The sequence below is a fragment of the Halomonas garicola genome (assembly GCF_055382465.1).
In genome coordinates this window covers 2,061,801-2,083,224 of the sequence record NZ_AP043931.1, presented here as the reverse complement: position 1 = coordinate 2,083,224, position 21,424 = coordinate 2,061,801, and the positions used below count along the sequence as shown (strand labels likewise).

Genomic DNA, 21,424 nt, shown 5'->3' with positions numbered 1-21,424 from the left:
TGAAGAGGTGCGCTACCCTAGAGGCATGCGAACCTTCGACACGATGAGGAAACCATCATGCAAGCCAAAATCAATCGCCAGGTACTCCTCGCCAAGCGTCCGCAAGGAAGGCCGCAGCGAGATGATTTTGAGGTGGTGGACGCCGAGGTGCCAAACCCAGGTGAAGGCGAAATGCTGATTCAGACGCTCTACCTGTCGGTGGACCCGGGGATGCGCAGTATGATGGAGGAGGGCAAGTCCCACACCGCTGCGTTTGAGTTGGGAAAGCCCTTGACCGGACGCTCGGTCGGGCGCGTTGTAGCGTCAAAGCTGAGCGGCTTTGCCGAGGGCGATTACGTTTATGAGCGGCTCGGCTGGCAGAACTACTCGCTATCCGACGGCAGCCAAGCCAAGAAGGTCGACCCCGACGCGGCACCCTTGTCGGCCTATCTGGGTATCGTTGGCGTACCGGGGTTCTGCGGGTATTTCGGCATGCTGGACATTGGCAAGCCTCAGGCCGAAGAAACGGTGGTCGTTTCTGGTGCTGCGGGTGCCGTGGGAATGGTTGCGGGGCAAATCGCCAAACGCCAGGGTTGTCGCGTGGTCGGCACAGCCGGCTCACCGGAGAAGGTTGCTTATCTGCGCGATGAGCTAGGCTTTGATGCGGTTCTCAACTACAAAAATACGGAAGATCTGGCGGCGGCGCTCAAGGACGCCTGCCCGGACGGTATCGACGTTTACTTTGATAACGTTGGCGGTGAGGTTACCCAGGCGGTGCTGTCGTTGATCAATTATCACGCGCGGATCGTGGTGTGTGGGCAGACGTCGCAGTATAACGCCACGTCTCTGGCAAGCGGCGCTGTTGCACCGCAGCTGTTGATCAAGAAAAGCGCCATGATGAAGGGCTTCGTGGTATACGACTACGCCGAGAGAAACGCCGAGGCCGTCGAGCACCTGGGTCAATGGATCAAGGACGGGACACTGCGCTACCGGGAAAACGTCGTCGACGGATTGGACAACGCTCCCCAGGCGTTTATCGATCTTTTTTCGAGTAAAAGCTTTGGCAAGCAGCTAGGGCGTGTTGACGTTTCACATTGGTAGCCATAAAAAGCCGCAGGCCAAGGCCACCATGCTTTCGTAGTTTCGCTTGAGCTTGTCGTAACGCGTTGCGATGGCGCGATACGGCTTCAATCGAGCAAAGGCATTCTCAACCAGATGCCGATAGCGATATAAGCCTCTGTCCAGATTGGCATTTCCTTTCTTTGAGTTGCGTTTACGTGGAATGACGGCAGCCATGCCCTTGGCTTCGATCTGTTCACGGATACGCTCGCTGTCATAGCCCTTGTCAGCCACCAATGCATCACCCGCTGGCAAATCGTCAATCAATGCCCGGGCTTCCGTGCTGTCGTGCACCTCACCCCCGGTTATTCTGAAGGTGATCGGTAGCCCATAGGCATCTACGGTCAAGTGGATCTTGCTGGTATTGCCTGCACGACTTTTGCCAATAGCTTCTGCGTCTTCCGTGGCAGCTCCGGTGCTGTCCTGGTGGGCCTTGACGTAGGAGCCATCAATGAACAGCCACTCAACATCAGGCTCCTCCACCAGAGAGCTGAAAAGCCTCATCAGCTTTCCACTCGCTGACCAGGCGTTAAAACGCTTGTAGACCGTGTTCCAGGGGCCAAACGTCTCCGGTAGGTCCCGCCACGGGCAGCCGGTGCGCATCCGATAAAGGATGCCTTCTATCGTGGTACGCAAGTCGGCCTTGTCATAAATACCTTGTTGAAGCAGGATAGGTTTCAGCTTCGACCAGTGTTCATCCGTGAGCATTTGTCGGGGCATGGCAGGCTTGCAGTTTGTTGGTGTAGGAACCTTTATTCTGCGAGCTTGCCCCTATCCTGCCAATACCCCTGCCATGAAACGTCAACAGGCCCTAGTCAGACTTTCTGCTGGCTAACAGGGGTTAGGCGACCGCACTGATAGCAAAGCACCCCCACACCGCCTCTGTGCGCTGTGGGGGTGCTCGTTTTAGCCCTTGGCCAGGCGCGTGTTCGCGTCGAGGCCGGCGTAGTCGAGCAGGATTTCCGCGGCTTCAAGGACCTGGGCGCGCTCGGCGGGCATGTCCTCATCGTCGTCATCTTCTTCGCCGACGTCGTTTACCCCGTCCTGATGGCTTCCGGCCATGGCGTCCTCGCGGGCGTCGATCCACTCGTCGAGTTCGTCCATGCCCAGCGCCCGGCGGCGCTGGTTCTCAAGCGATAGCTGCTCGGCTTCCTGGGCCTCCATCTCCTTTTTCCGCTGCTCGCGGTTGAGGCTGACGGTGGTGTGCTGCTCGCGCAGCTTGCGGGCAAGGGCCGACTGGCGCTCGAGATAGATAAAGTTGGGGTTTTCCTCGGCGCGCGCTTCGTGGCGCTTTTTCAGCGTGGGCAGAACCTCTTCCGGCTTGCCGTAGCGGCGGTACTGCACATCGCGCACGCTGTCCCAGCCCAGGGCGTTATCCAGGCTGCTTTCGCCGATGCGCTCGGGGTCAATCAGGCTGGGGAAGGTAATATCCGGCTCGATGCCGCGGTTTTGCGTGCTCTTGCCGGAAATGCGGTAGAACTTTGCCCGAGTCAGCTTGAGCTCGCCGTGGCTGAGCTGGTCAAGGGTTTGCACCGTGCCCTTGCCGAAGGTGTTCGACCCGAGAACCAGGCCGCGGCCGTAGTCCTGGATGGCGCCGGCGAAAATCTCCGAGGCGGAGGCGGACAGGCGGTTGACCAATACGCCCAGCGGGCCGTCGTAAAGGGTGCCGGCTTCGCTGTCGCCGTAGAGCTGGATGCGGCTCTGGGCGTCGCGCACCTGCACCGTGGGGCCGCGGTCGATGAACAGCCCAATCAGCGAGTTGGCCTCCTGAAGGGCGCCGCCGCCGTTGTTGCGCAGGTCTAAAACGATGCCTTCGACGTCCTGCTCCTTGAGCTTTTCGACTTCCTCGGCGACGTCCCGGGTGGTGCTGCGGTAGTCTTCTTCGCCGGCCTGCCAGGCGTCAAAGTCGACGTAGAAAGTGGGCACGTTGATCACGCCAAGGGAGTGGGACTCGCCGTCGCGCTCAAGTTCAATGACTTCGCTACTGGCAGCCTGGTCTTCCAGGTCCACGGTGTCCCGGGTGATGGTGACCACGTGGGAGCGGGTGGTATCCACCGCCTGGGCGGGAATGACCTCGAGGCGAACCTTGGAACCCTTGGGGCCGCGAATCAGGTCAACGACGTTGTCCAGGCGCATGCCGATGACGTTGACCATCTCGTCTTCGTCTTCCTGGCCCACGGCAATGATGCGGTCGGCGGGCTTGAGCACGCCGGCGCGTTCGGCCGGGCCGCCGGCCACCAGGCTTGCCACCTTGACGTATTCGCCGTCGGCCTGGAGCAGCGCGCCGATGCCTTCAAGGGACAGGCTCATCTGGATATCAAAGGACTCGCCCTGGCGCGGCGAGAGGTACGCGGTGTGCGGCTCGATGCTGCCGGTGACGGCGGCCATGAACAGGCCGAAGACGTCTTCGGGCTCGGTCTGCTCGATGCGCGACAGCTGGCCTTCGTAGCGCTGGCGCAGGGCGTCTTCGACCTGCTCGCGATCCTGGTTGGTCAGAGCAAGGCTCAGGGCGTCGTTTATCAGCCGCTTTTGCCACAGCGCGTCAAGCTCGCTTTCGCGGGTGGCGAAGGACGCATCCTCGCGGTCGACTTCCAGGCGCTGGTCGCCGTCAAAGTCGAAGTCCAGCCCCTGGTCGAGCTCGTCCAACAGCCATTCCAGGCGCGCTTCGCGCCGCTCGTTGGCGCGCTCGTGAAGGGCAAAGACTTCGTCCAGCTCGCCGTTTTCCAGCACTCGGCCAAGCTCGGTGCGCAAGGAGTTGAACGGTTTGATGTCGCGCTGTAGCAGGTAGGCGCGCTGACCGTCTAGAATATCCAGATAGCGATCAAAGGCGTTTTGGGACCAGGCTTCGTCAAAGTTTACGTCCGCGTAGTGCCCGTAGCGCAGCGAGTCTGCGCTTTCCACGGCGGCTTGACGCTGCTCGTCGGTCGGCTCCAGGGCCATGACCGCGCTGCTCATGATCAGCACCGCGGTAAGGGCGGTCAGGCGCGAAAGGGTGGCAAACCAGCTCATCAATCAAGCTCTCCCGGGGTTAGGTATACTCAGGCCCTTGCGCGGCAAGCGGCTAGAGCGCAAGTAGTCAACATAGTGCGTGAACCGAAAAGGCATTGTAGCAGTTAGCCTGCTTCGCCGAGACTCAAACCACCATTCTTGTCAGGGAGTTTTTCATGCCCCAGGGCGAACATACCGATACCCTCGACCGCCTGCGCGATTTTCTGCGCACCTCGCCCACGCCGTGGCACGCCACCCGCAACATGGCTCGGCGGCTGGAAAGCGCCGGCTTCCAGCGGCTAGAGGAAACCCGGGACTGGGATCTGAGCGCGGGCGGGCGCTACTACGTCACGCGCAATGACTCGTCGATTATCGCCTTTCAGCTGCCTTGCACCTCGCTTGCCGCGCTGCGCATGATCGGCGCCCACACCGACAGCCCCGGGCTTCACCTGAAGCCCAACGCCACGCAATACGCCGCCGGCTGGCTGCAGCTGGGGGTGCAGGTTTACGGCGGCGCGCTCCTGGCGCCGTGGTTTGACCGCGACCTAGGGCTTGCCGGCCGCGTCCACGTGCGCCACGGCGACGGCCGTCTGGAAAGCGTGCTGTTAAACGTCGACCGGCCCGTGGCTACCATTCCAAGCCTTGCCATTCATCTGGACCGCGAGGCCAACAGCGGCCGGGCGATCAACCCCCAGACGCAGATGGCGCCGGTGCTGATGCAGAGCGAGAGCGCAACGCTAACGCCGCTGCTGCAGACGTTGCTGGCCAGGGAGCACGGCCTCGACGACATCGAGGTGGTGGACTTCGAGCTTTCGTTTTACGACGTCCAGCCGCCGGCGCTGGTGGGCGTCAAGCAGGAGCTGGTGGCAAGCGCAAGGCTGGATAACCTGCTGTCCTGCTTCACGGGGATGGAAGCGCTGCTCGAGTGCGACGGTGAGCAGGGCGCGCTGCTGGTGGCCAACGACCACGAGGAAGTCGGCAGCGCCAGCGCCTGCGGCGCCCAGGGGCCGTTTCTCGGCGATGTGCTCAGGCGGCTGAACGAAGCCGTAGGCGGCGCCACCGAGGCGTCGCTTGTGCAGCTGATCCAGTCATCGCTGATGATTTCCTGCGATAACGCCCACGCGCTGCACCCCAACTTTATCGACAAGCACGACGAGCAGCACGGCCCGGCGATCAACCAGGGGCCGGTGATCAAGGTCAACGCCAGCCAGCGCTATGCTACCAACAGCGCCACCGGGGCGCTGTTTCGCGACGTCTGCCGGGAGGCCTCGGTGCCGGTGCAGGCGTTCGTCACCCGGGCAGACATGGGCTGCGGCAGCACCATCGGGCCGATCACCGCCACCGAAGTGGGCGTGCCGACGCTTGACGTGGGCGTGCCCCAGTGGGCCATGCACTCCGTCCGCGAAACCGCCGGCACCGAGGATGTGATCCACCTGATCCGCGCGCTGCGGACCTTTCTTGATCGCCCGGCCCTCGAGCTGAACGCCTGACGCAAAAAAGCCCGCTCGATGGCGGGCTTTTCCGTTGTGCGCCAGGCATGGCGCGTAGCACCGACAGGTGCTGTTCCCGGGGGTAGTGCCCCGGGATGACTTGGGGGTGAGAGTCCCCTACGGACCTTGATAGCGGGAACCGTTAGCCGAACAGCAAGGGTGTCCGTCGCGAGGCGGAATCTGAAGGAAGCTGCAGGCAAACTCCCGGCCCGACGAACAGGAATCGCATATGAGGCAGCCACATCTGGGCGAGAGGGCAATGAGACTCGAAGCCCAATAGCTATCCGGAAGGTGTGGAGGTAAATGCGGCGGGTAGATGGGAGGAAGGTCGCGCGTCTTACCCTGGGAGGTCTGGTGGTCTGCCACAGTGCTACCGGCGTCGAGAGGTGACGGGATGGACCGCCAGACGTCAGCCGAGGCCATAGTAAGTGCCGACTCACCCCGGCACCAAGGGCCGAACATGAAGAACCGCGAGTAGGCGATGACGTCTCGAGGATCGATCATGAAGACAGAAAGTGGCGCTAATACCGTCACCCACCCAGAGGGGCAGGGGCAGTACCCCGAGCTCCAGCCGGTGGGCGTCGAGACGGTCCCGGCGTCGTTATCGTGGACGAAAGCGGAGTCCGCCTCGCTCATGGAAGCGGTGGTCGCCACCGACAACATGCAGCGGGCTTACCGGAGGGTGGTCGCCAACAAGGGGGCACCGGGTGCCGATGGCATGTCGGTGGACCAACTGGCCGACCACCTGAAGCAATACTGGCCGACGCTGCGCGAGCGGCTGCTGGCCGGAGAGTACCACCCCAGCCCGGTCCGAGCCGTCGAGATCCCCAAGCCCAAGGGCGGGACGCGTCAGCTCGGCATCCCCACGGTCAGTGACCGGCTGATCCAACAGGCGCTGCTGCAGGTGCTGACGCCGCTCTTCGATCCGGGCTTCTCCGCATCGAGCTACGGTTACCGCCCCCAACGCAGTGCTCAGCAGGCCGTCTCGGCCATGAAGGACCATGTCGCGGCTGGCCACCGTTGGGTGGTCGATCTCGATCTGGAAGCCTTCTTCGATCGGGTGAACCACGACCTGCTGATGGCGCGGGTCGCGCGTCGCGTCCGCGACAAGCGGGTGCTGCGCCTGATTCGCCGCTACCTGGAGGCCGGCATGTTCCAGGACAGCCTGGTCTCACCACGTCGGCAGGGAACACCTCAGGGCGGACCGCTGAGTCCGCTGATGGCGAATATCCTGCTGGATGACGTGGACAAGGAGCTGGAACGCCGCGGCCACCGCTTCTGCCGTTACGCCGACGACATACAGGTGTATGTCAGGAGTCGGCGAGCGGGCGAGCGCGTCATGGCCAGCCTGAGTGATTTTCTCGAGAATTCGCTCCGGCTGACGGTCAATCGCGACAAAAGTGCGGTGGACCGACCCTGGAGCCGGGGATACCTAGGCTACACGCTGACTCGGCACAAGCTGCCGAAGTTGACGCTGGCCAAGGCCAGCCTGCAGCGCCTGGTGCAATGTGTCCGCGATATCCTCAAACGCGGCAGGGGGCGCAGCATTCGGCGTATCACCAGAGAGCTGGCTCCCGTCCTGCGGGGCTGGGCCAGCTACTTCAGTCTCGTTGACGTGAAGCGACCGCTGGAAGCGCTGGATAGCTGGGTACGTCGCCGACTGCGTTGTGTGATCTGGCGGCAGTGGAAACGTCCAAAGACCCGGCGCCGCAAGCTTCTGGCGCTGGGCTTGGATGGTCAGCGTGCCTGGAAGTCAGCGGGGAATGGGCGAGGTCCCTGGTGGAATGCCGGCGCCTCGCACATGAATCAGGCCCTGCCACGCAAGTGGTTCGACCGGCAGGGCCTGATCTCGGTACTCGATACGGTAAGAGGGCTTAGCCGTTCTTCATGAACCGCCGTATACCGAACGGTACGTACGGTGGTGTGGGAGGGCGCCGGGGGTAACCCCGGCCCCTACCCAATTTAACCGGGCTGGTAGCTACGCCCTGATTCGAACAGGGGACCCCATCATTATGAGTGATGTGCTCTAACCAACTGAGCTACGTAGCCATTCAACGGGGGCGGATACTACCCGGCGGCCGGGGAGGCGTCAAGTGCTTCAGACGTTGAAGCGGAAGTGGATGACGTCGCCGTCGCGGACGATGTAGTCCTTGCCTTCCAGGCGCCACTTGCCGGCATCCTTGGCGGCCTGCTCGCCGCCCAGGCCGACGAAATCGTCGTAGGCCACCACTTCGGCGCGGATGAAGCCTTTCTGAAAGTCGCTGTGGATTACGCCGGCGGCTTCCGGGGCGGTAGCGCCTTCGCGCACGGTCCAGGCGCGAACTTCCTTCACCCCGGCGGTAAAGTAGGTCTGCAGGCCCAGCAGCGAGTAGCCGGCGCGAATCACTCGGTCGAGGCCGGGCTCGGCCATGCCCATCTCGTCGAGGAACATGGCGCGCTCCTCGTCGTCGAGCTCGGCAATTTCGGCTTCGATCTGGTTGCACACGGGAACGACCACCGCGCCTTCTTCGGCGGCGATCTCGTCGACCACGTCGAGGTAGGGGTTGTCGGCAAAGCCGTCCTCGTTGACGTTGGCGATGTACATGGTGGGTTTCAGGGTCAGAAAGCCGAAGCTCTTGACCTGCTCCTTTTCGTCGTCGTCCAGGCCGGCGCTGCGCAGCGGCTGGCCTTCGGCCAGGTGCGGCTGCACCTTGTCGAGCACGGCCTTGGTGGCAACGGCATCCTTGTCGCCGCCCTTGACCGCGCGCACCAGCCGCTGGAGGGCCTTCTCCACGGTGTCGAGGTCAGCCAGCGCCAGCTCCATGTTGATGATCTCGATGTCGGCGCGGGGGTCGACCTGGTTGGAGACGTGGATGACGTTGTCGTTGTCAAAGCAGCGTACCACGTGGGCAATGGCCTGAGTCTCGCGGATGTTGGCGAGAAACTTGTTGCCCAGGCCTTCGCCCTTGGACGCGCCGGCCACCAGCCCGGCGATGTCGACAAACTCCATGGTGGTGGGCAGCACCCGTTCGGGCTTGACGATGGCCGCGAGCGGGTCGAGCCGCGGGTCGGGCATGGGCACAATGCCGACGTTGGGCTCGATGGTGCAGAAGGGGAAGTTTTCAGCGTCGATGCCCGACTTGGTCAGCGCGTTGAAGAGCGTGGACTTGCCGACGTTGGGCAGGCCGACAATACCGCAGTTGAAACCCATAACGATGATTCCTGAAAGCTTGTGTGAAGTGCGACGCGAAAGGCGCGTTACTTGACGCTGTGCAGGCGCTGCATGGCTCGGGGCCAGTTGCCGGCAAGCCCCAGCGGCAGGGTGGCCAGGCACTCGTCCAGCGCGGCGTCGATGGCGGCCTGCTCGGCCTTGCCCGGGCGGTTGAGCACGTAGTTGACGACCTGGTGTGACTCGCCGGGATGGCCGATGCCGATGCGCAGGCGATGAAACTGTTTTTGATTGCCAAGTGCACTGATGGTGTCGCGCAGGCCGTTGTGGCCGCCGTGACCGCCGCCGGTTTTATAGCGTGCCTGGCCGGCGGGCAGATCGAGCTCGTCGTGGGCTACCAGCAGCTCCTCGGGGGCCAGCTTGAAAAACTGGCACAGCGCGGCCACGGCGGCGCCGCTGCGGTTCATGAAGGTGGTGGGGTTGAGCAGGTGCAGCTGGGTATCGCCCAGGCGCGCCTTGGCATAGAGGCCGAGAAACTTCTTTTCCGGGCGCAGCTCGACGCGCGCCTCCCGGGCCACGGCGTCCACCAGCCAGGCGCCGGCGTTGTGTCGCGTGGCGGCGTACTGGGGGCCGGGGTTTCCCAGGCCGATAAGCGCCAGGACCTGACTCATTGTTTCCCTCCAAAAAAAATCAAGCGCCGAAGCGCTTGATCGTAACATTTAGCGGGCCGTGCCGGGCACGGCCCTGGGCCTGCGGCTTATTCGGCGTTGTCACCTTCGCCTTCGCCTGTGCCTTCACCTTCGCCCTCTTCGGCTTCGTCCTCTTCGTCGTCGCGATCCTTCATCTTGACGACGCTGAGCACGGCCGAGTTGTGATCTTCGCTGTGGGCGAGATCGACCGAGCGTACGCCTTCCGGCATCTTGATGTCGGAAAGGTGCAGGGTGGTGCCGACTTCTACTTCGGAAATGTCGATTTCCAGGTTGTCGGGCAGGTCTTTGGGCAGGCAGTAGACGGCAACTTCAACGGCCAGGGTGTGCAGCTCGCCGTCCTGGTCCTTGATGCCCACGCACTGCTCTTCGCCGATGACGTGCAGCGGGATGTTGATGGTGATTTCCTGCTTGGCATCCACGCGCATGAAGTCGGCGTGGGTCATCAGCGGTTTGAACGGGTGGCGCTGCAGATCACGCACGATGACCTGCTCTTTGGTGCCCTCGATGTTGAGATCGATGATCGAGGAGAAGAATGCTTCGCTTTCGACCGCCTTGTAAAAGGAGGTCTTTTCCACGGCGATGGACTGCGGCGCCTTGTCGCCGCCGTAAACTACGGCGGGAACTTGTTCGTTTGCACGACGCAGGCGGCGGCTCGCACCTTTCCCCAGGTCGGAACGAACGCTGGCGTTAAGGATAAAATCGGACATTGAATGTGCCTCTAGGTTAACGTTGGAAAACGCCGCCGCCCGCGACCAGACGACGACGTTTCCAGAAGCGGCGGGGCATTTGGCCCCTACCGCTGCGAAAGTCAGGCAATCAGTGGAACATTGCGCTGACGGATTCTTCGTTGCTGACCCGGCGGATCGCCTCGGCGATCAGCCCGGCGACGCTTAGCTGGCGGATGCGGCCGCTGCGACGCGCGCTTTCCGACAGCGGAATCGTATCGGCCACCACGACTTCGTCAAGCACGGAGTCGGTAATGTTATCCACCGCCGGGCCGGAGAGGATAGCGTGGGTGGCGTAGGCCACCACGCTCTTGGCGCCGCGCTCCATCAGCGCTTCGCCGGCCTTGCACAGGGTGCCGGCGGTGTCGATCATGTCGTCGACTACGACGCAGGTGCGGCCTTCGATCGCGCCGATGATATGCATGATCTGGGCCTGGTTGGCCTGGGGGCGGCGCTTGTCGATAATCGCCAGGTCGGCGTTGAGCGCCTTGGCAATGGCCCGGGCGCGGACCACGCCGCCGACGTCCGGGGAGACCACGACGAGGTCGCTGTAGTTTTGCCGCTCGATATCGTCAAGCAGGATCGGCGAGCCGTAGACGTTGTCCACCGGCACGTCGAAGAAGCCCTGGATCTGATCGGCGTGAAGATCCATGGTCATTACCCGGTCCACGCCGGCCTTGACCATCATGTCGGCCACCACCTTGGCCGAAATCGGCACCCTTGAGGAGCGCACTCGGCGGTCCTGGCGGGCATAGCCGAAGTAGGGCAGCACCGCGGTGATGCGCGCCGCCGAGGCGCGACGCAGAGCGTCAACCATCAGGATCATTTCCATCAGGTTGTCGTTGGTGGGCGCACAGGTGGACTGCAGGATGAAGACATCCTTGCCGCGCACGTTCTCATTGATCTCGACTGCGATTTCGCCGTCGCTGAACTGGCCGACCGTGGCGTTACCCATTCGGCTGTCCAGACTATCGGCAATCTTGTGAGCGAGCTCGGGATTGGCGTTCCCGGCGAAAACCATCAGTTTTGACACGCGCAGCCACCTTTGCAGTGTTGGAAATCTTGGGCGTTTTGGCTAAATCGTTCGGCGCCGCTGGCTGCTGGATTGGCTGGGGTAGCAGGATTCGAACCTGCGCATGCCGATACCAAAAACCGGTGCCTTACCACTTGGCGATACCCCAGCAGTGTTCCAGCAGGACGGGCGTTTAGCCGCCCAGAGCATCATGAAGAGGAGAGTGATTGCATCCTTTGGCAACCCAGGCCGTGCCGTACTCGCCTGCCGCCTGCGCGATGCGCCGAGCGTCTGGCGCGTGCGGAAAAGCGGCAAATACGCAGGCTCCGGTGCCGGTAAGCCCGGCGGGTGCGTAGCGGGCAAGATAGTCAAGCGCGCTGGCAACCGGCGGATGCCTGTCCCTGACCACGGCTTCGCAGTCGTTGCGCCAGGTGGATGCTCCCCCTTGAAGTGCGCGCGCCATATTAATCGGCGGGGTATGGCGTGTCAATTGCGGATCGCCGAACACCCCGGCGGTAGAGACGCTCACGCCCGGGTGGATGACCACGAACCAGGACGTCTCCAGGCGAACCGGAGTGAGCCTGTCGCCGACGCCTTCGGCCCAGGCGCTGCGGCCTCTGACGAACACCGGCACGTCCGCCCCCAGCCCAAGCCCAAGCGTCGCCAGCTCGTCAAGCGACAGCCCAAGCTGCCAGAGCGCGTTGAGTCCCACAAGCACCGTGGCCGCGTTGGAGCTGCCGCCGCCAAGCCCGCCGCCCAAGGGCAGGCGCTTGTCGACCTTGATGCTGGCTCCGCAGCCGGCGGGCGCACGGCGTTGCAGCAGCCGAGCGGCGCGCAGCGCCAGGTTATCGTCGGCGGCGACGCCGGCAAGCGCGCTTTCCAGCACCAGCCGGCCGTCGCTGCGCGGTGTCAGGCTGACCGCGTCGCTCAGGTCGAGCAGCTGGAACAGCGTCTGCAGCTCGTGGTAGCCGTCGTCGCGCCGGCCGGTAATGTGCAACAGGCGGTTGAGCTTGGCCGGGGCGGGCAGCCGTAGCGTGCCGGGCACGGGGTTACTGTGCCGGCGCGTCATCGGGGTCGGGCTGCCAACGGTTGATCACCAGGGTGACGCGCATGTCGCCGTAGGCCAGCGCCAGCTTGCGCGGCAGCCAGAGGTCGCCGACTTCGGTCCAGTCGCGGTAGTCGATCTCCCAGCCGTTTTGCTCCAGATGCGAGGGGAAGCCGAAGGCGTCGGTTTCCAGCTGATAGGTGTCGCGCTCGCCGGGCAGGCCGCGCACCCAATAAGGCATATCGCGCACCGGCAGCGACCAGCCGAGCTGGTCTTCCATCAGCGCCTCGGGGCTTTCGGCTTCAAAGCGGCCGTCGCCGTTGGTCAGCGAGAAGCGGCCTTCGCGGCCTTCGAGCACCGTGCGTCCGCCGCCGAAGGGGCCGCTGATGAGCATGCGGAAGTAGTGGGGGTACTGGTTCCAGTCGAGGTTGGCGCTCTGGCGCTCGTCGGGCGTGCGAAGCCCCGCCTTGCCCACCAGCGACCAGCGCTCGAGTTCCTGGATATCGGTCTGCTGGGCTTTCCAGTCGCCGCGCTGGCGGCCGCTGTCGTCGGTGGGCGCTTGGCTTGCGCAGCCGGCGAGCAGCGTGAGCGCCGCCAGCGCGGGCAGGAGCGGCGTGCGCACGGCAAGGCGCGGCATGAAACGTCTCGTCAGGGAGTGGCTCGGCATGAGGGTATCCAGGGCAGGGTGAATGGAGAAAGCGTGAATGAAAATAGAGTGAGTGAAGAAAGGGTGAATGAAAAAGATTGCATGAAAAAACCGCCGGGAGCGCTATTCCCCGGGTGACGCAGGCGCGAGCTCCGGGTGGCGCGAGAGCAGGTCGTCGATGGCGGGGTGCTCGTCGCGCCGGGCAAGCGCCTCGCTCACCAGCCGGCGGGCGCGGTCGGTTTTGCCCAGGGCGTGGAGCACCTCGGCCAGGTGCGCGGTGACTTCGCCGTCCGGCATCCGCTTGCGAGCGCGCTCAAGCAGCGGCAGCGCCTTGTCCGGCTGCCCCTGACGAAAGTACACCCAGCCGAGGCTATCCTGCACCGCGGGGTTGTCGGGCGCCAGCTCGTGGGCCCGCTCGACCAGCCGGCGGGCATCGTCAAGGCGGTCGGGAACCTGCTCGTCGGCCCAGGTGTAGCCCAGGGCGTTGAGCGCCATGACGTTGTCGGGCTCCTGTTTTAACACCTGCTGAAGGTCGCGCTCCATGCCGGCAAGGTCGCCGTCCTGCCAGGCGCGCATGGCGCGGTGATAAAGCAGCTCGGTAGCGTCCGGGGACCGCTCGATGCCCTGGGTGAGCAGGGCGTCGGCCTCGGCCTTTTGGCCGAGCTCGTCGAGCAGGCTCGCCTCCAGCATCAGCAGGTCGCTGTAGCGCTCGCTGAAGCGCCGGCGCTGGTTTTTGAGAAAGGTGCGGGCATCGGCCGGCTGCCCGGCGTCGATCAGCATGCGCGCCCCCGAGGCGCTGGCGGGAAGAAGCTCCTCTCCGCCGGTGACCTGGCGGTAGTATAAGAGGGCGCTGTCGGTATCGCCGGTGGCCTCGTCGGCCTTGCCCAGCAGAAAGTAGCCGGCAGCGGAAAGGTCGTCGCGGCCGGCCAGGGGCTTAAGCAGCCGCCGGGCGGCGGCCGGCTGCTCTTCATCCAGGTATAGCCGGGCGAGCGCCAGGCGCAGGTCGCGCCCGCCTTGGTGGCGCTCGAGCAGGTCGCCGGTGTGCTTTTCGGCGGCGGCCACGTTGCCCAGACGAATGTCGGCCTGAACCAGCAGCAGGGTAAAGCGGGCGTCTTCCGGGGCAAGCTCAAGCCCTTTTTGGGCGGCCTTGCGAGCATCGCGATAGTCGCCGCTGTCTAGCGCCAGCTGGGCCTGGGTGCGCCACAGGGCCGGAGCGTCGGCAATGAGGGCCCGGGCGCTGGTCAGGTGCGCGCGCGCCGCGGGGGCGTTGTCGCGGGCCTTTTCCAAAAGCGCGGCGGCCAGATGGGCGTCCCCCCGGCCTGCCTCGGGCAGCGGGTCGGCGGCATTCAGCGCGGCGTCCAGCCGGTCGAGCAGCGGCGCCGGCGGGGCGCCTTCGGCAATGGCCTGGCCGGCAAGCGCGGCAAGCCTGGCCTCGTCGCCCTGGGCGGCAAGCGCCAGGCGCTGCTCGAGGGCGCCGTCCCAGTCGCCCTGCTCGGCGGCAAGGGCGGAAAGCAGGCGGCCGGGCGTGGTGCTCGACGGATCCAGCGCCTGCCAGCGCGCTGCGGCGGTTTGCAGCAGCGAGGTGGACTCGCTGAAGCGCGCGGCAAAGGTGGCGCGCTCGGCAAGGGCCGGGTCGGCGTAGCGCTCGGCGGCGTCCAGATAGCCCTGGGTGGCGTCGCGGTAGCGCCCGCGCTGGCCGGCCATTTCGGCCGTGAGCAGCGTCCCCAGCCCCTTGGCGTCAAGGCCGCGGGTGATGGGCGGCGCCGAGGCCAGGATATCCTCGCCCGGAGTCTCGGCCGGCGGCGCGGTCTGACAGCCGCCCAGCAGGACGCCTGCCGCCAGCAGGGGCAGCAGCGACGCCGCGGGCGTGGCTTGAAGGGCGCGCGTCAAGGTGGCGCGAATAGCGGTGGCGCGAAGTGGCATGCAACTCTCGATCCGTGGGCCGGACGCTCAGCATAGCCCCTTGCCGGCCCGGGGCAAAGTGGTGGGGCATAGTCGTGGGGCATATTTAATGGGACAGGATGGTGTGGAAAAGCGGTGGGGGTAAGAACCGCCACGGCTGTGTTAGAATAGGCGCTCTAATCGACGTGCACTGGCCGGCACAAGGCCAGACGTAACGACCGACACACTAGCGAAGACGCACAACGCATGACGCTTCTTGCCCTGGGAATCAATCACCGTACCGCCACGGTTGCCGTGCGCGAGCAGGTCGCCTTTACGCCGGCACAGCTGTCGCTGGCGCTTGAGGAGCTGCGTTCGCTGCCGCAAATCCGCGAAGCGGCGGTGCTTTCCACCTGTAATCGTACCGAGCTTTACTGCGTGGCCGATGCCGCCGGTGAGCAAGTCGTGCTCGACTGGCTGGGGCGTTTTCATCAGCTCAGCGTCGAGGATTTGACGCGCTGCGCCTACCATTACCTGGACAACGACGCCGCTCGCCACCTGATGCGCGTGGCGGTGGGGCTTGACTCCATGGTGCTGGGCGAGCCGCAGATTCTCGGCCAGCTCAAGGAGGCCTATCAGCAGGCGCGGGATTCGCGCGGGCTGGGCGGCGAGCTTGAGCGTCTATTTCAGCACACCTTCGCCGTGGCTAAACAAGTGCGCACCAAAACCGGCATCGGCAAGAACCCGGTGTCGGTAGCCTACGCGGCGGTGAGCATGGCCAGCCGCATCTTTGACGATTTCAGCCGTGCCCGGGCGCTGCTGATCGGCGCGGGCGAGACCGTCGAGCTGGTGGCCCGCCACCTGCACGAGGCAGGCGTGCGCCAGCTCACCGTGGCCAACCGTACCCGGGAGCGGGCCGAAAACGTCTCGGCGGCGCTCGGCGGCGAGGCCATCACCCTGCCGGAGATTCCAGACGCCCTGGAAAACGCCGACATTGTGATCTCCTCCACCGCCTCGCCCTTGCCCATCCTCGGCAAGGGGATGATGGAGCGGGCGCTCAAGAATCGCCGGCAGCGCCCGGTGTTCATGGTGGATATCGCCGTGCCCCGGGATATCGAGCCCGAGGTGGGCGAGCTTGCCGACGTCTTCCTCTATACCGTGGACGACCTGGAAGTGGTCATTCAGGAAAACCGTCGCCACCGCCAGGTCGCCGCCGACCAGGCCGAGTCGCTGATTGAGCACGGCGTGGGCAGCTGGCTGCACGAGCGCCGCATTCGCAGCGGCGGTCAGCTGATCCAGACCTACCGCGAGCAGGGGGAGGCGCTGCGCGATCTCTCCCGGGATCAGGCGCTGGCGCGTCTGGCCCGGGGCGAAGACCCCGCCGAGATCATCGAGCGGCTGGCCTACCAGCTCACCAACCGGCTGATGCACCGGCCGACCCAGGCCATTCGCGATGCCGCGTCCGACGAGGATCATGCCGTACTGGGCGCGGCGCCGAAGCTTCTGCTGCCGCCCAAGCCTGCGTTTGAAACTCACGACACGGCGGCCGCGCCCCGCACGGCGGTGGCGCCTCGCCAGAAGGATGAAACCCTTGTATGAAAGAGACGCTGCGCCACCGCCTGGACGGCTTTGTCGAACGCTTTGAAGAGCTGGCCCTGCTGCTCGCCGACCCCGACGTGATCACCGACCAGCCGCGCTTTCGCGACTACTCCCGGGAATATGCCGAGCTTGAAGACCTGGTGGCCGCCTGGCAGCGCTATCGCGGCATCGAAGGTGACATTGAGGCCGCCGAGGCCATGCGCCACGACAGCGATGCGGAAATGCGCGAGCTGGCCGAGATGGAGATCGACGACGGGCGCGAGCGGCTGGCGACGCTTGATGATAAGCTCAAGCGCCTGCTGGTGCCCAAGGACCCCGACGACGACAGCAACGTGTTTCTGGAAGTGCGCGCCGGCACCGGCGGCGACGAAGCGGCGCTCTTTGCCGGGGACCTGTTCCGGATGTATTCGCGCTACGCCGAGCAGCACGGCTGGCGGGTGAGCGTCGTTAGCGCCAACCACGGCGAAATGGGCGGCTATAAAGAGATCATTGCCCGGGTCCGGGGCGACGGCGTTTACGCTCGGCTCAAGTTCGAGTCCGGCGCCCACCGGGTGCAGCGCGTGCCGGCCACCGAGTCCCAGGGGCGCGTGCATACCTCGGCCTGCACCGTGGCGGTGATGCCCGAAGTGGAAGACGTCGGCGAGATCAACATCAACTCGGCCGACCTGCGCGTGGATACCTTCCGCTCCAGCGGCGCCGGCGGCCAGCACGTCAACACCACCGACTCCGCCGTGCGCATTACCCACCTGCCGACCGGCGTGGTGGTCGAGTGTCAGGAAGAGCGCAGCCAGCACAAGAACCGCGCCAAGGCGATGTCGCACCTGGCCTCCCGGCTCAAGCAGAACGCCCTGGACGAGCAGCGCCAGCAGCAGGCCGACGCGCGCCGCTCGCTGGTGGGCACCGGGGATCGCAGCGACCGCATCCGCACCTATAACTTCCCCCAGAGCCGGATCACCGACCACCGCATCAACCTGACGCTTTACAAGCTGAATGAGGTGGTCAACGGCGAGCAGCTCGACGAGGTGATCAACCCGCTGATCCACGAATATCAGGCCGATCAGCTAGCCGCGCTTCAGGGCAGCGGATGACCCTGGAGGCGCACGTACGCCGGGCCGCCCGGCGTCTTGAACAAGCCGGCTCGCCAACCCCCCGGCTGGACGCCGAAGTGCTGCTGCTCCACGTCATCGGCCGCGACCGCACCTGGCTCTATACCTGGGGAGACCAGCCTTGGGGTGACGCCGCCGAATCACGCTGGCACCGGGCGCGCTTTGACGCCCTGGTCGCCGCCCGGGCCCAGGGCACGCCGGTTGCGTATCTTACCGGCGAGCGCGAGTTCTGGGGGTTACGTCTGGCCACTTCGCCGGGCACGCTGATCCCCCGTCCGGATACCGAAACGCTGGTCGAAGCCGCCCTGGCGCGCGCCGCCGCGCCCGCCGGCCGGCTGTTGGACCTGGGCACCGGCACCGGCGCGGTGGCGCTGGCGTTTGCATGCGAATGCCCGGGCTGGCAGGTTGTCGGCGTGGATATCCGCACGGAAGCCGTCGCCCTTGCCCGGCATAACGCCGCCGCGCTCGGGCTGGACAACGCCCGCTTTATCCACAGCGACTGGTTTGACGCCCTGGAACGCGAGGCCGAGACGGCGTTCGACCTGATCGTTGCCAACCCGCCGTATATCGCCGATAGCGACCCGCATTTGGCGCTGGGCGACGTGCGCTTCGAGCCGCGCTCGGCGCTGGTCGCCGGGGCTGAAGGCTACGCTGACCTGAGCCTGCTGGTGGATCGCGCCCGGGCTTTTCTGGCCCCGGGCGGGTGGCTGGCGCTGGAGCACGGCCATACCCAGGCCGCCGGCGTGCGCGCTATGCTCGGCCGGGCCGGCTACGCCCGAGTGGTAAGCGTGCGGGATCTAGGCAGCCACGAGCGCGTCAGCCTGGGGCAGCGCCCCGCGGCCTGACTGCCATTTCTGTTAACGCGATGGGATCCTGCCATGAAAGCCAAGCACAAGACGCTGGACCGTATCGACCTGAACATCCTGCGCTGCCTGCAGGAAAACGCGCGCATTTCCTACGTCGACCTGGCCGCCCAGGTGGGGCTTTCCACGACCCCCTGCCTTGAGCGCGTCAAACGCCTGGAGCGCAGCGGCGTGATCCGCGGCTATCAGGCCCTGCTCGACCCGCGCGCGCTGCGCGCCGACCTGCTGGTATTTGTGGAAATCAGCCTGGAAAGCCAGACGCCGGCGGTGTTTGACGAGTTTCGCCGGGCGGTGGAGAAGCTGCCCCAGATCCAGGAATGCCATCTGGTTTCCGGCCAGTTCGACTATATTCTGAAGTGCCGGATTGCAGAAATGTCGGCCTATCGCCAGCTGCTGGGCGACGTCGTGCTGACGCTGCCCGGGGTGAAAGAGTCCAAGAGCTACGTGGTGATGGAAGAGGTCAAGGAAAGCTTCAGCCTGCCTCTCGATGACCTGGAGGAGAAATAAGCCATGATGGATGACCAGGCGCTACTGCGCTACAGCCGTCAGATCATGCTGCCCGAGGTGGGAATCGGCGGCCAGCAGCGCCTGCTGGACGCCCACGCGGTGATTATCGGAGCCGGCGGGCTGGGCTCGCCGGCGGGCATGTACCTTGCCGCCATGGGGGTCGGGCGTTTGACCCTGGTCGACTCCGACGAGGTGGAGCTTTCCAACCTCCAGCGCCAGGTGGCCCACGGCCAGGCCGATCTGGAGCGCAACAAGGCCGACTCGGCCCGGGACACCTTTCGCGCGATCAACCCCGGCTGCGAGATCACCGCCGTGGGTGAGCACCTGCTGGGCGAGGCCCTGGAGAAGCTCGTGGCCACGGCGGACGTGGTGCTGGACTGCACCGACCGCTTTTCCAGCCGCTACGCAGTCAACGCGGCAAGCCAGGCCACCGGCGTGCCGCTGGTCTCGGGTGCGGCCATCCGCTTTTCCGGCCAGGTGGCGGTGTTTGACCCCCGGGACCCCGAATGCCCGTGCTACGCCTGCCTCTACCCGCCAGACGACAGCGACGACGACGAAGCCATGACCTGCGCGGAAAACGGCGTCATGGCGCCGCTGGTGGGCCTGGTCGGTACCTTTCAGGCGGTGGAAGCGTTCAAGCTTTTGAGCGGCACGGGCAGCGTGCACCGCGGCCTTTCCGCCTTTGACGCCCTCTCCGGGCAGTGGCGCCACTTCACACTGCCCCGAGACCCCGACTGCGCGGTGTGCCGGGGGCGCCCGCTGGCGAGTACCGGCTAATAGGTGCCACCGTTTAGCGCGAGCCTGCGAAGAAGCAAAACGGCCCGCCCAAAAAAAGCCCGCCGGAGAGGGCGGGCAAAAGACGTCAGGCTTGGGGGTGCCTGAGCGTCAGGGGGAAACGTGGCCGGCAGGGTGCCTGCCGGCCGGCAACCATCAGTTGCGGATGATGAAGTCGAAGGCGCCCAGGGCGGCGTTGGCGCCTTCGCCCATGGCGATGACGATCTGCTTGTAGGGCACGGTGGTGACGTCGCCGGCGGCAAAGATGCCGGGAATGGACGTCATGCCCTTGTCGTTGGTGATGATTTCGCCGTGGGCGCTCATTTCCACCGGCGAGCCCTTGAGCCACTCGGTGTTGGGCACCAGGCCGATCTGGACAAAGACCCCTTCAAGCTCCACGTGGTGGGTCTCGTCGGTGTTACGGTCCTTGTAGGTCAGGCCGTTGACGCGGCTGCCGTCGCCGGTGATTTCGGTGGTCTGGGCGCTTAATAGAATGTCCACGTTGGGCAGGCTCTCGAGCTTTTTCTGCAGCACCGCATCGGCGCGCATTTCGCCCATGAACTCGATCAAGGTCACGTGGCCGACAAGGCCGGCAAGGTCAATGGCCGCCTCGACCCCGGAGTTGCCGCCGCCGATCACCGCGACGTGCTTGCCCTTGAACAGCGGGCCGTCGCAGTGGGGGCAGTAGGCCACGCCCTTGTTGCGGTACTCGCTTTCGCCGGGGACGTTGATCTCGCGCCAGCGGGCGCCGGTGGCCAGCACCAGGGTCTTGCTCTTGAGCGTGGCGCCGGATTCGAAGGTTACCTCGTGCAGGCCGCCCTCGTTCTCCGCCGGGGTGAGTTTTACCGCCCGCTGCAGGTTCATGATGTCCACGTCGTAGTCCTTGACGTGCTCCTCCATGGCGGTGACGAGCTTCGGGCCTTCGGTCTTGGAGACCGAAATGAAGTTCTCGATGCCCAGGGTATCAGCCACCTGGCCGCCAAAGCGCTCGGCGGCAAGCCCGGTGCTGATGCCCTTGCGCGCGGCGTAAATGGCCGCCGCGGCGCCGGCCGGGCCGCCGCCAATCATCAGGGTGTCGAAGGCGGCTTTCTCGTTCATCTTCTGCGCTTCGCGCTCGGCCGCGCCGGTGTCCACCTTGGCGAGAATCTGCTCCAGGCTCATGCGGCCCTGGTCGAAAGGCTCGCCGTTTAAGTAGACGTTGGGCACCGACATGATCTCGCGCTCGTCGACTTCCTGCTTGTGCACGGCGCCGTCGATGGCCACGTGACGAATCCGGGGGTTGTAGATCGCCATCAGGTTGAGCGCCTGGACCACGTCAGGGCAGTTCTGACAGGAGAGCGAGAAGTAGGTCTCAAACTCCATGTCGGCGTCGAGGGACTTGATCTGCTCAAGCGTCTCCTCGGAGACCTTGGGCGGATGACCGCCGACCTGCAGAAGCGCGAGCACCAGGGAGGTAAACTCGTGGCCCAGGGGGATGCCGGCAAACACCACGCCGGTGTCTTCGCCCGGGCGGTTGATGGCAAACGACGGCTTGCGCGCGTCGGTGCCGTCCATGGACAGGGTAATCTTGTCGCTCAGGCCGCTGATTTCTTCCAGGAGCTCAGCAAGCTCTTGCGACTTGGCGCCGTCATCGAGGGAGGCTTCAAGCTCGAACGGCTGAGTCACTTTTTCCAGGTAGGCCTTGAGCTGTTGTTTCAGGTTGTCATCCAGCATGTCGATCGCTTCCTCGCAGTCGCTGACGGTGCGTAATAAGGGATGAAACGGGCACGAGGCGCCGCACGCGCCGTTATCAACGCGGCCGTTTCATGGGGTTCGGGTAGTTAGGGAGACTT

General features: G+C 64.9%; 18 protein-coding genes and 2 tRNA genes. 8 read left to right on the top strand and 12 right to left on the bottom strand.

Going from position 1 to position 21,424, the window contains the following annotated elements; translation table 11 throughout:
- Positions 1-57: 57 nt before the first annotated feature.
- Positions 58-1,080 carry an NADP-dependent oxidoreductase gene (locus ACZ46Y_RS10065; RefSeq protein WP_311957659.1) on the top strand — a complete coding sequence of 341 codons (1,023 nt, stop codon included), beginning with the start codon at positions 58-60 and terminating at the stop codon, positions 1,078-1,080.
- On the opposite strand, the gene ACZ46Y_RS10060 is transcribed toward ACZ46Y_RS10065, so the two are convergent.
- Entirely contained in the window at positions 1,069-1,818 is a 750-nt protein-coding gene (locus ACZ46Y_RS10060) for an IS5 family transposase (protein ID WP_311881892.1), read from the bottom strand. The genes ACZ46Y_RS10065 and ACZ46Y_RS10060 overlap by 12 nt on opposite strands.
- A gap of 186 nt (positions 1,819-2,004) precedes the next feature.
- Complete coding sequence (locus ACZ46Y_RS10055) at positions 2,005-4,107, bottom strand: carboxy terminal-processing peptidase (protein WP_311957661.1); 2,103 nt, start codon at positions 4,105-4,107, stop codon at positions 2,005-2,007.
- 155 nt (positions 4,108-4,262) lie between these two features.
- Here ACZ46Y_RS10055 and ACZ46Y_RS10050 point away from each other — a divergent pair, with 155 nt between their 5' ends.
- Both ACZ46Y_RS10050 and ltrA read left to right on the top strand, forming a co-directional pair.
- Positions 4,263-5,576 carry a M18 family aminopeptidase gene (locus ACZ46Y_RS10050; RefSeq protein WP_311957664.1) on the top strand — a complete coding sequence of 438 codons (1,314 nt, stop codon included), beginning with the start codon at positions 4,263-4,265 and terminating at the stop codon, positions 5,574-5,576.
- Positions 5,577-6,078: 502 nt separating this feature from the next.
- Positions 6,079-7,467, top strand: a complete 1,389-nt coding sequence (gene ltrA / locus ACZ46Y_RS10045; protein WP_311947021.1) for a group II intron reverse transcriptase/maturase — start codon at positions 6,079-6,081, stop codon at positions 7,465-7,467.
- An 81-nt stretch (positions 7,468-7,548) separates the two neighbouring features.
- On the opposite strand, the gene ACZ46Y_RS10040 is transcribed toward ltrA, so the two are convergent.
- The 9 genes from ACZ46Y_RS10040 to ACZ46Y_RS10000 all read right to left on the bottom strand — a co-directional run bounded on the left by ACZ46Y_RS10040 (position 7,549) and on the right by ACZ46Y_RS10000 (position 14,785).
- Positions 7,549-7,625: transfer RNA gene (locus ACZ46Y_RS10040), tRNA-Met, on the bottom strand.
- Between the two features lie 49 nt (positions 7,626-7,674).
- The gene (gene ychF / locus ACZ46Y_RS10035) at positions 7,675-8,766 is read right to left on the bottom strand and encodes a redox-regulated ATPase YchF (RefSeq protein ID WP_311955305.1); all 1,092 of its coding nucleotides are present in this window, start codon (positions 8,764-8,766) and stop codon (positions 7,675-7,677) included.
- Positions 8,767-8,813: 47 nt separating this feature from the next.
- The gene (gene pth, locus ACZ46Y_RS10030; RefSeq protein ID WP_311955303.1) at positions 8,814-9,395 is read right to left on the bottom strand and encodes an aminoacyl-tRNA hydrolase; all 582 of its coding nucleotides are present in this window, start codon (positions 9,393-9,395) and stop codon (positions 8,814-8,816) included.
- A gap of 86 nt (positions 9,396-9,481) precedes the next feature.
- On the bottom strand, positions 9,482-10,141 hold the full coding sequence (locus tag ACZ46Y_RS10025) for a 50S ribosomal protein L25/general stress protein Ctc (protein ID WP_311955300.1): 660 nt from the start codon (positions 10,139-10,141) through the stop codon (positions 9,482-9,484).
- Between the two features lie 109 nt (positions 10,142-10,250).
- Positions 10,251-11,192 carry a ribose-phosphate pyrophosphokinase gene (locus ACZ46Y_RS10020; RefSeq protein WP_311955299.1) on the bottom strand — a complete coding sequence of 314 codons (942 nt, stop codon included), beginning with the start codon at positions 11,190-11,192 and terminating at the stop codon, positions 10,251-10,253.
- A gap of 73 nt (positions 11,193-11,265) precedes the next feature.
- Positions 11,266-11,340: transfer RNA gene (locus tag ACZ46Y_RS10015), tRNA-Gln, on the bottom strand.
- Positions 11,341-11,364: 24 nt separating this feature from the next.
- Positions 11,365-12,240, bottom strand: coding sequence for a 4-(cytidine 5'-diphospho)-2-C-methyl-D-erythritol kinase (ispE, locus tag ACZ46Y_RS10010; RefSeq protein WP_311955295.1), 876 nt, complete (start codon positions 12,238-12,240; stop codon positions 11,365-11,367).
- Positions 12,221-12,853: a lipoprotein insertase outer membrane protein LolB gene (lolB, locus tag ACZ46Y_RS10005; RefSeq protein WP_311955293.1), complete on the bottom strand. Its 633-nt coding sequence runs from the start codon at positions 12,851-12,853 to the stop codon at positions 12,221-12,223. The genes ispE and lolB overlap by 20 nt, the downstream gene beginning before the upstream one ends.
- Before the next feature lie 132 nt (positions 12,854-12,985).
- The gene (locus tag ACZ46Y_RS10000; protein WP_311955290.1) at positions 12,986-14,785 is read right to left on the bottom strand and encodes a tetratricopeptide repeat protein; all 1,800 of its coding nucleotides are present in this window, start codon (positions 14,783-14,785) and stop codon (positions 12,986-12,988) included.
- A gap of 225 nt (positions 14,786-15,010) precedes the next feature.
- Between ACZ46Y_RS10000 and hemA the strand changes: the two genes are divergently transcribed.
- Genes hemA through ACZ46Y_RS09975 form a run of 5 tightly spaced genes read left to right on the top strand, consistent with a single transcriptional unit; the run spans position 15,011 to position 19,595 of the window.
- Positions 15,011-16,342: a glutamyl-tRNA reductase gene (gene hemA / locus ACZ46Y_RS09995; RefSeq protein ID WP_311955288.1), complete on the top strand. Its 1,332-nt coding sequence runs from the start codon at positions 15,011-15,013 to the stop codon at positions 16,340-16,342.
- Entirely contained in the window at positions 16,339-17,430 is a 1,092-nt protein-coding gene (gene prfA, locus ACZ46Y_RS09990) for a peptide chain release factor 1 (protein ID WP_311955286.1), read from the top strand. The genes hemA and prfA overlap by 4 nt, the downstream gene beginning before the upstream one ends.
- Positions 17,427-18,293, top strand: a complete 867-nt coding sequence (gene prmC / locus ACZ46Y_RS09985; RefSeq protein ID WP_311955284.1) for a peptide chain release factor N(5)-glutamine methyltransferase — start codon at positions 17,427-17,429, stop codon at positions 18,291-18,293. The genes prfA and prmC overlap by 4 nt, the downstream gene beginning before the upstream one ends.
- Positions 18,294-18,326: 33 nt before the next feature.
- Positions 18,327-18,818 carry a leucine-responsive transcriptional regulator Lrp gene (lrp, locus tag ACZ46Y_RS09980; RefSeq protein ID WP_311955282.1) on the top strand — a complete coding sequence of 164 codons (492 nt, stop codon included), beginning with the start codon at positions 18,327-18,329 and terminating at the stop codon, positions 18,816-18,818.
- A gap of 3 nt (positions 18,819-18,821) precedes the next feature.
- Positions 18,822-19,595 carry a HesA/MoeB/ThiF family protein gene (locus tag ACZ46Y_RS09975; RefSeq protein WP_311955281.1) on the top strand — a complete coding sequence of 258 codons (774 nt, stop codon included), beginning with the start codon at positions 18,822-18,824 and terminating at the stop codon, positions 19,593-19,595.
- A gap of 153 nt (positions 19,596-19,748) precedes the next feature.
- Here ACZ46Y_RS09975 and ahpF read toward each other — a convergent pair whose 3' ends face one another.
- Entirely contained in the window at positions 19,749-21,305 is a 1,557-nt protein-coding gene (gene ahpF, locus ACZ46Y_RS09970) for an alkyl hydroperoxide reductase subunit F (protein ID WP_311955279.1), read from the bottom strand.
- Between the last annotated feature and the right edge of the window lie 119 nt (positions 21,306-21,424).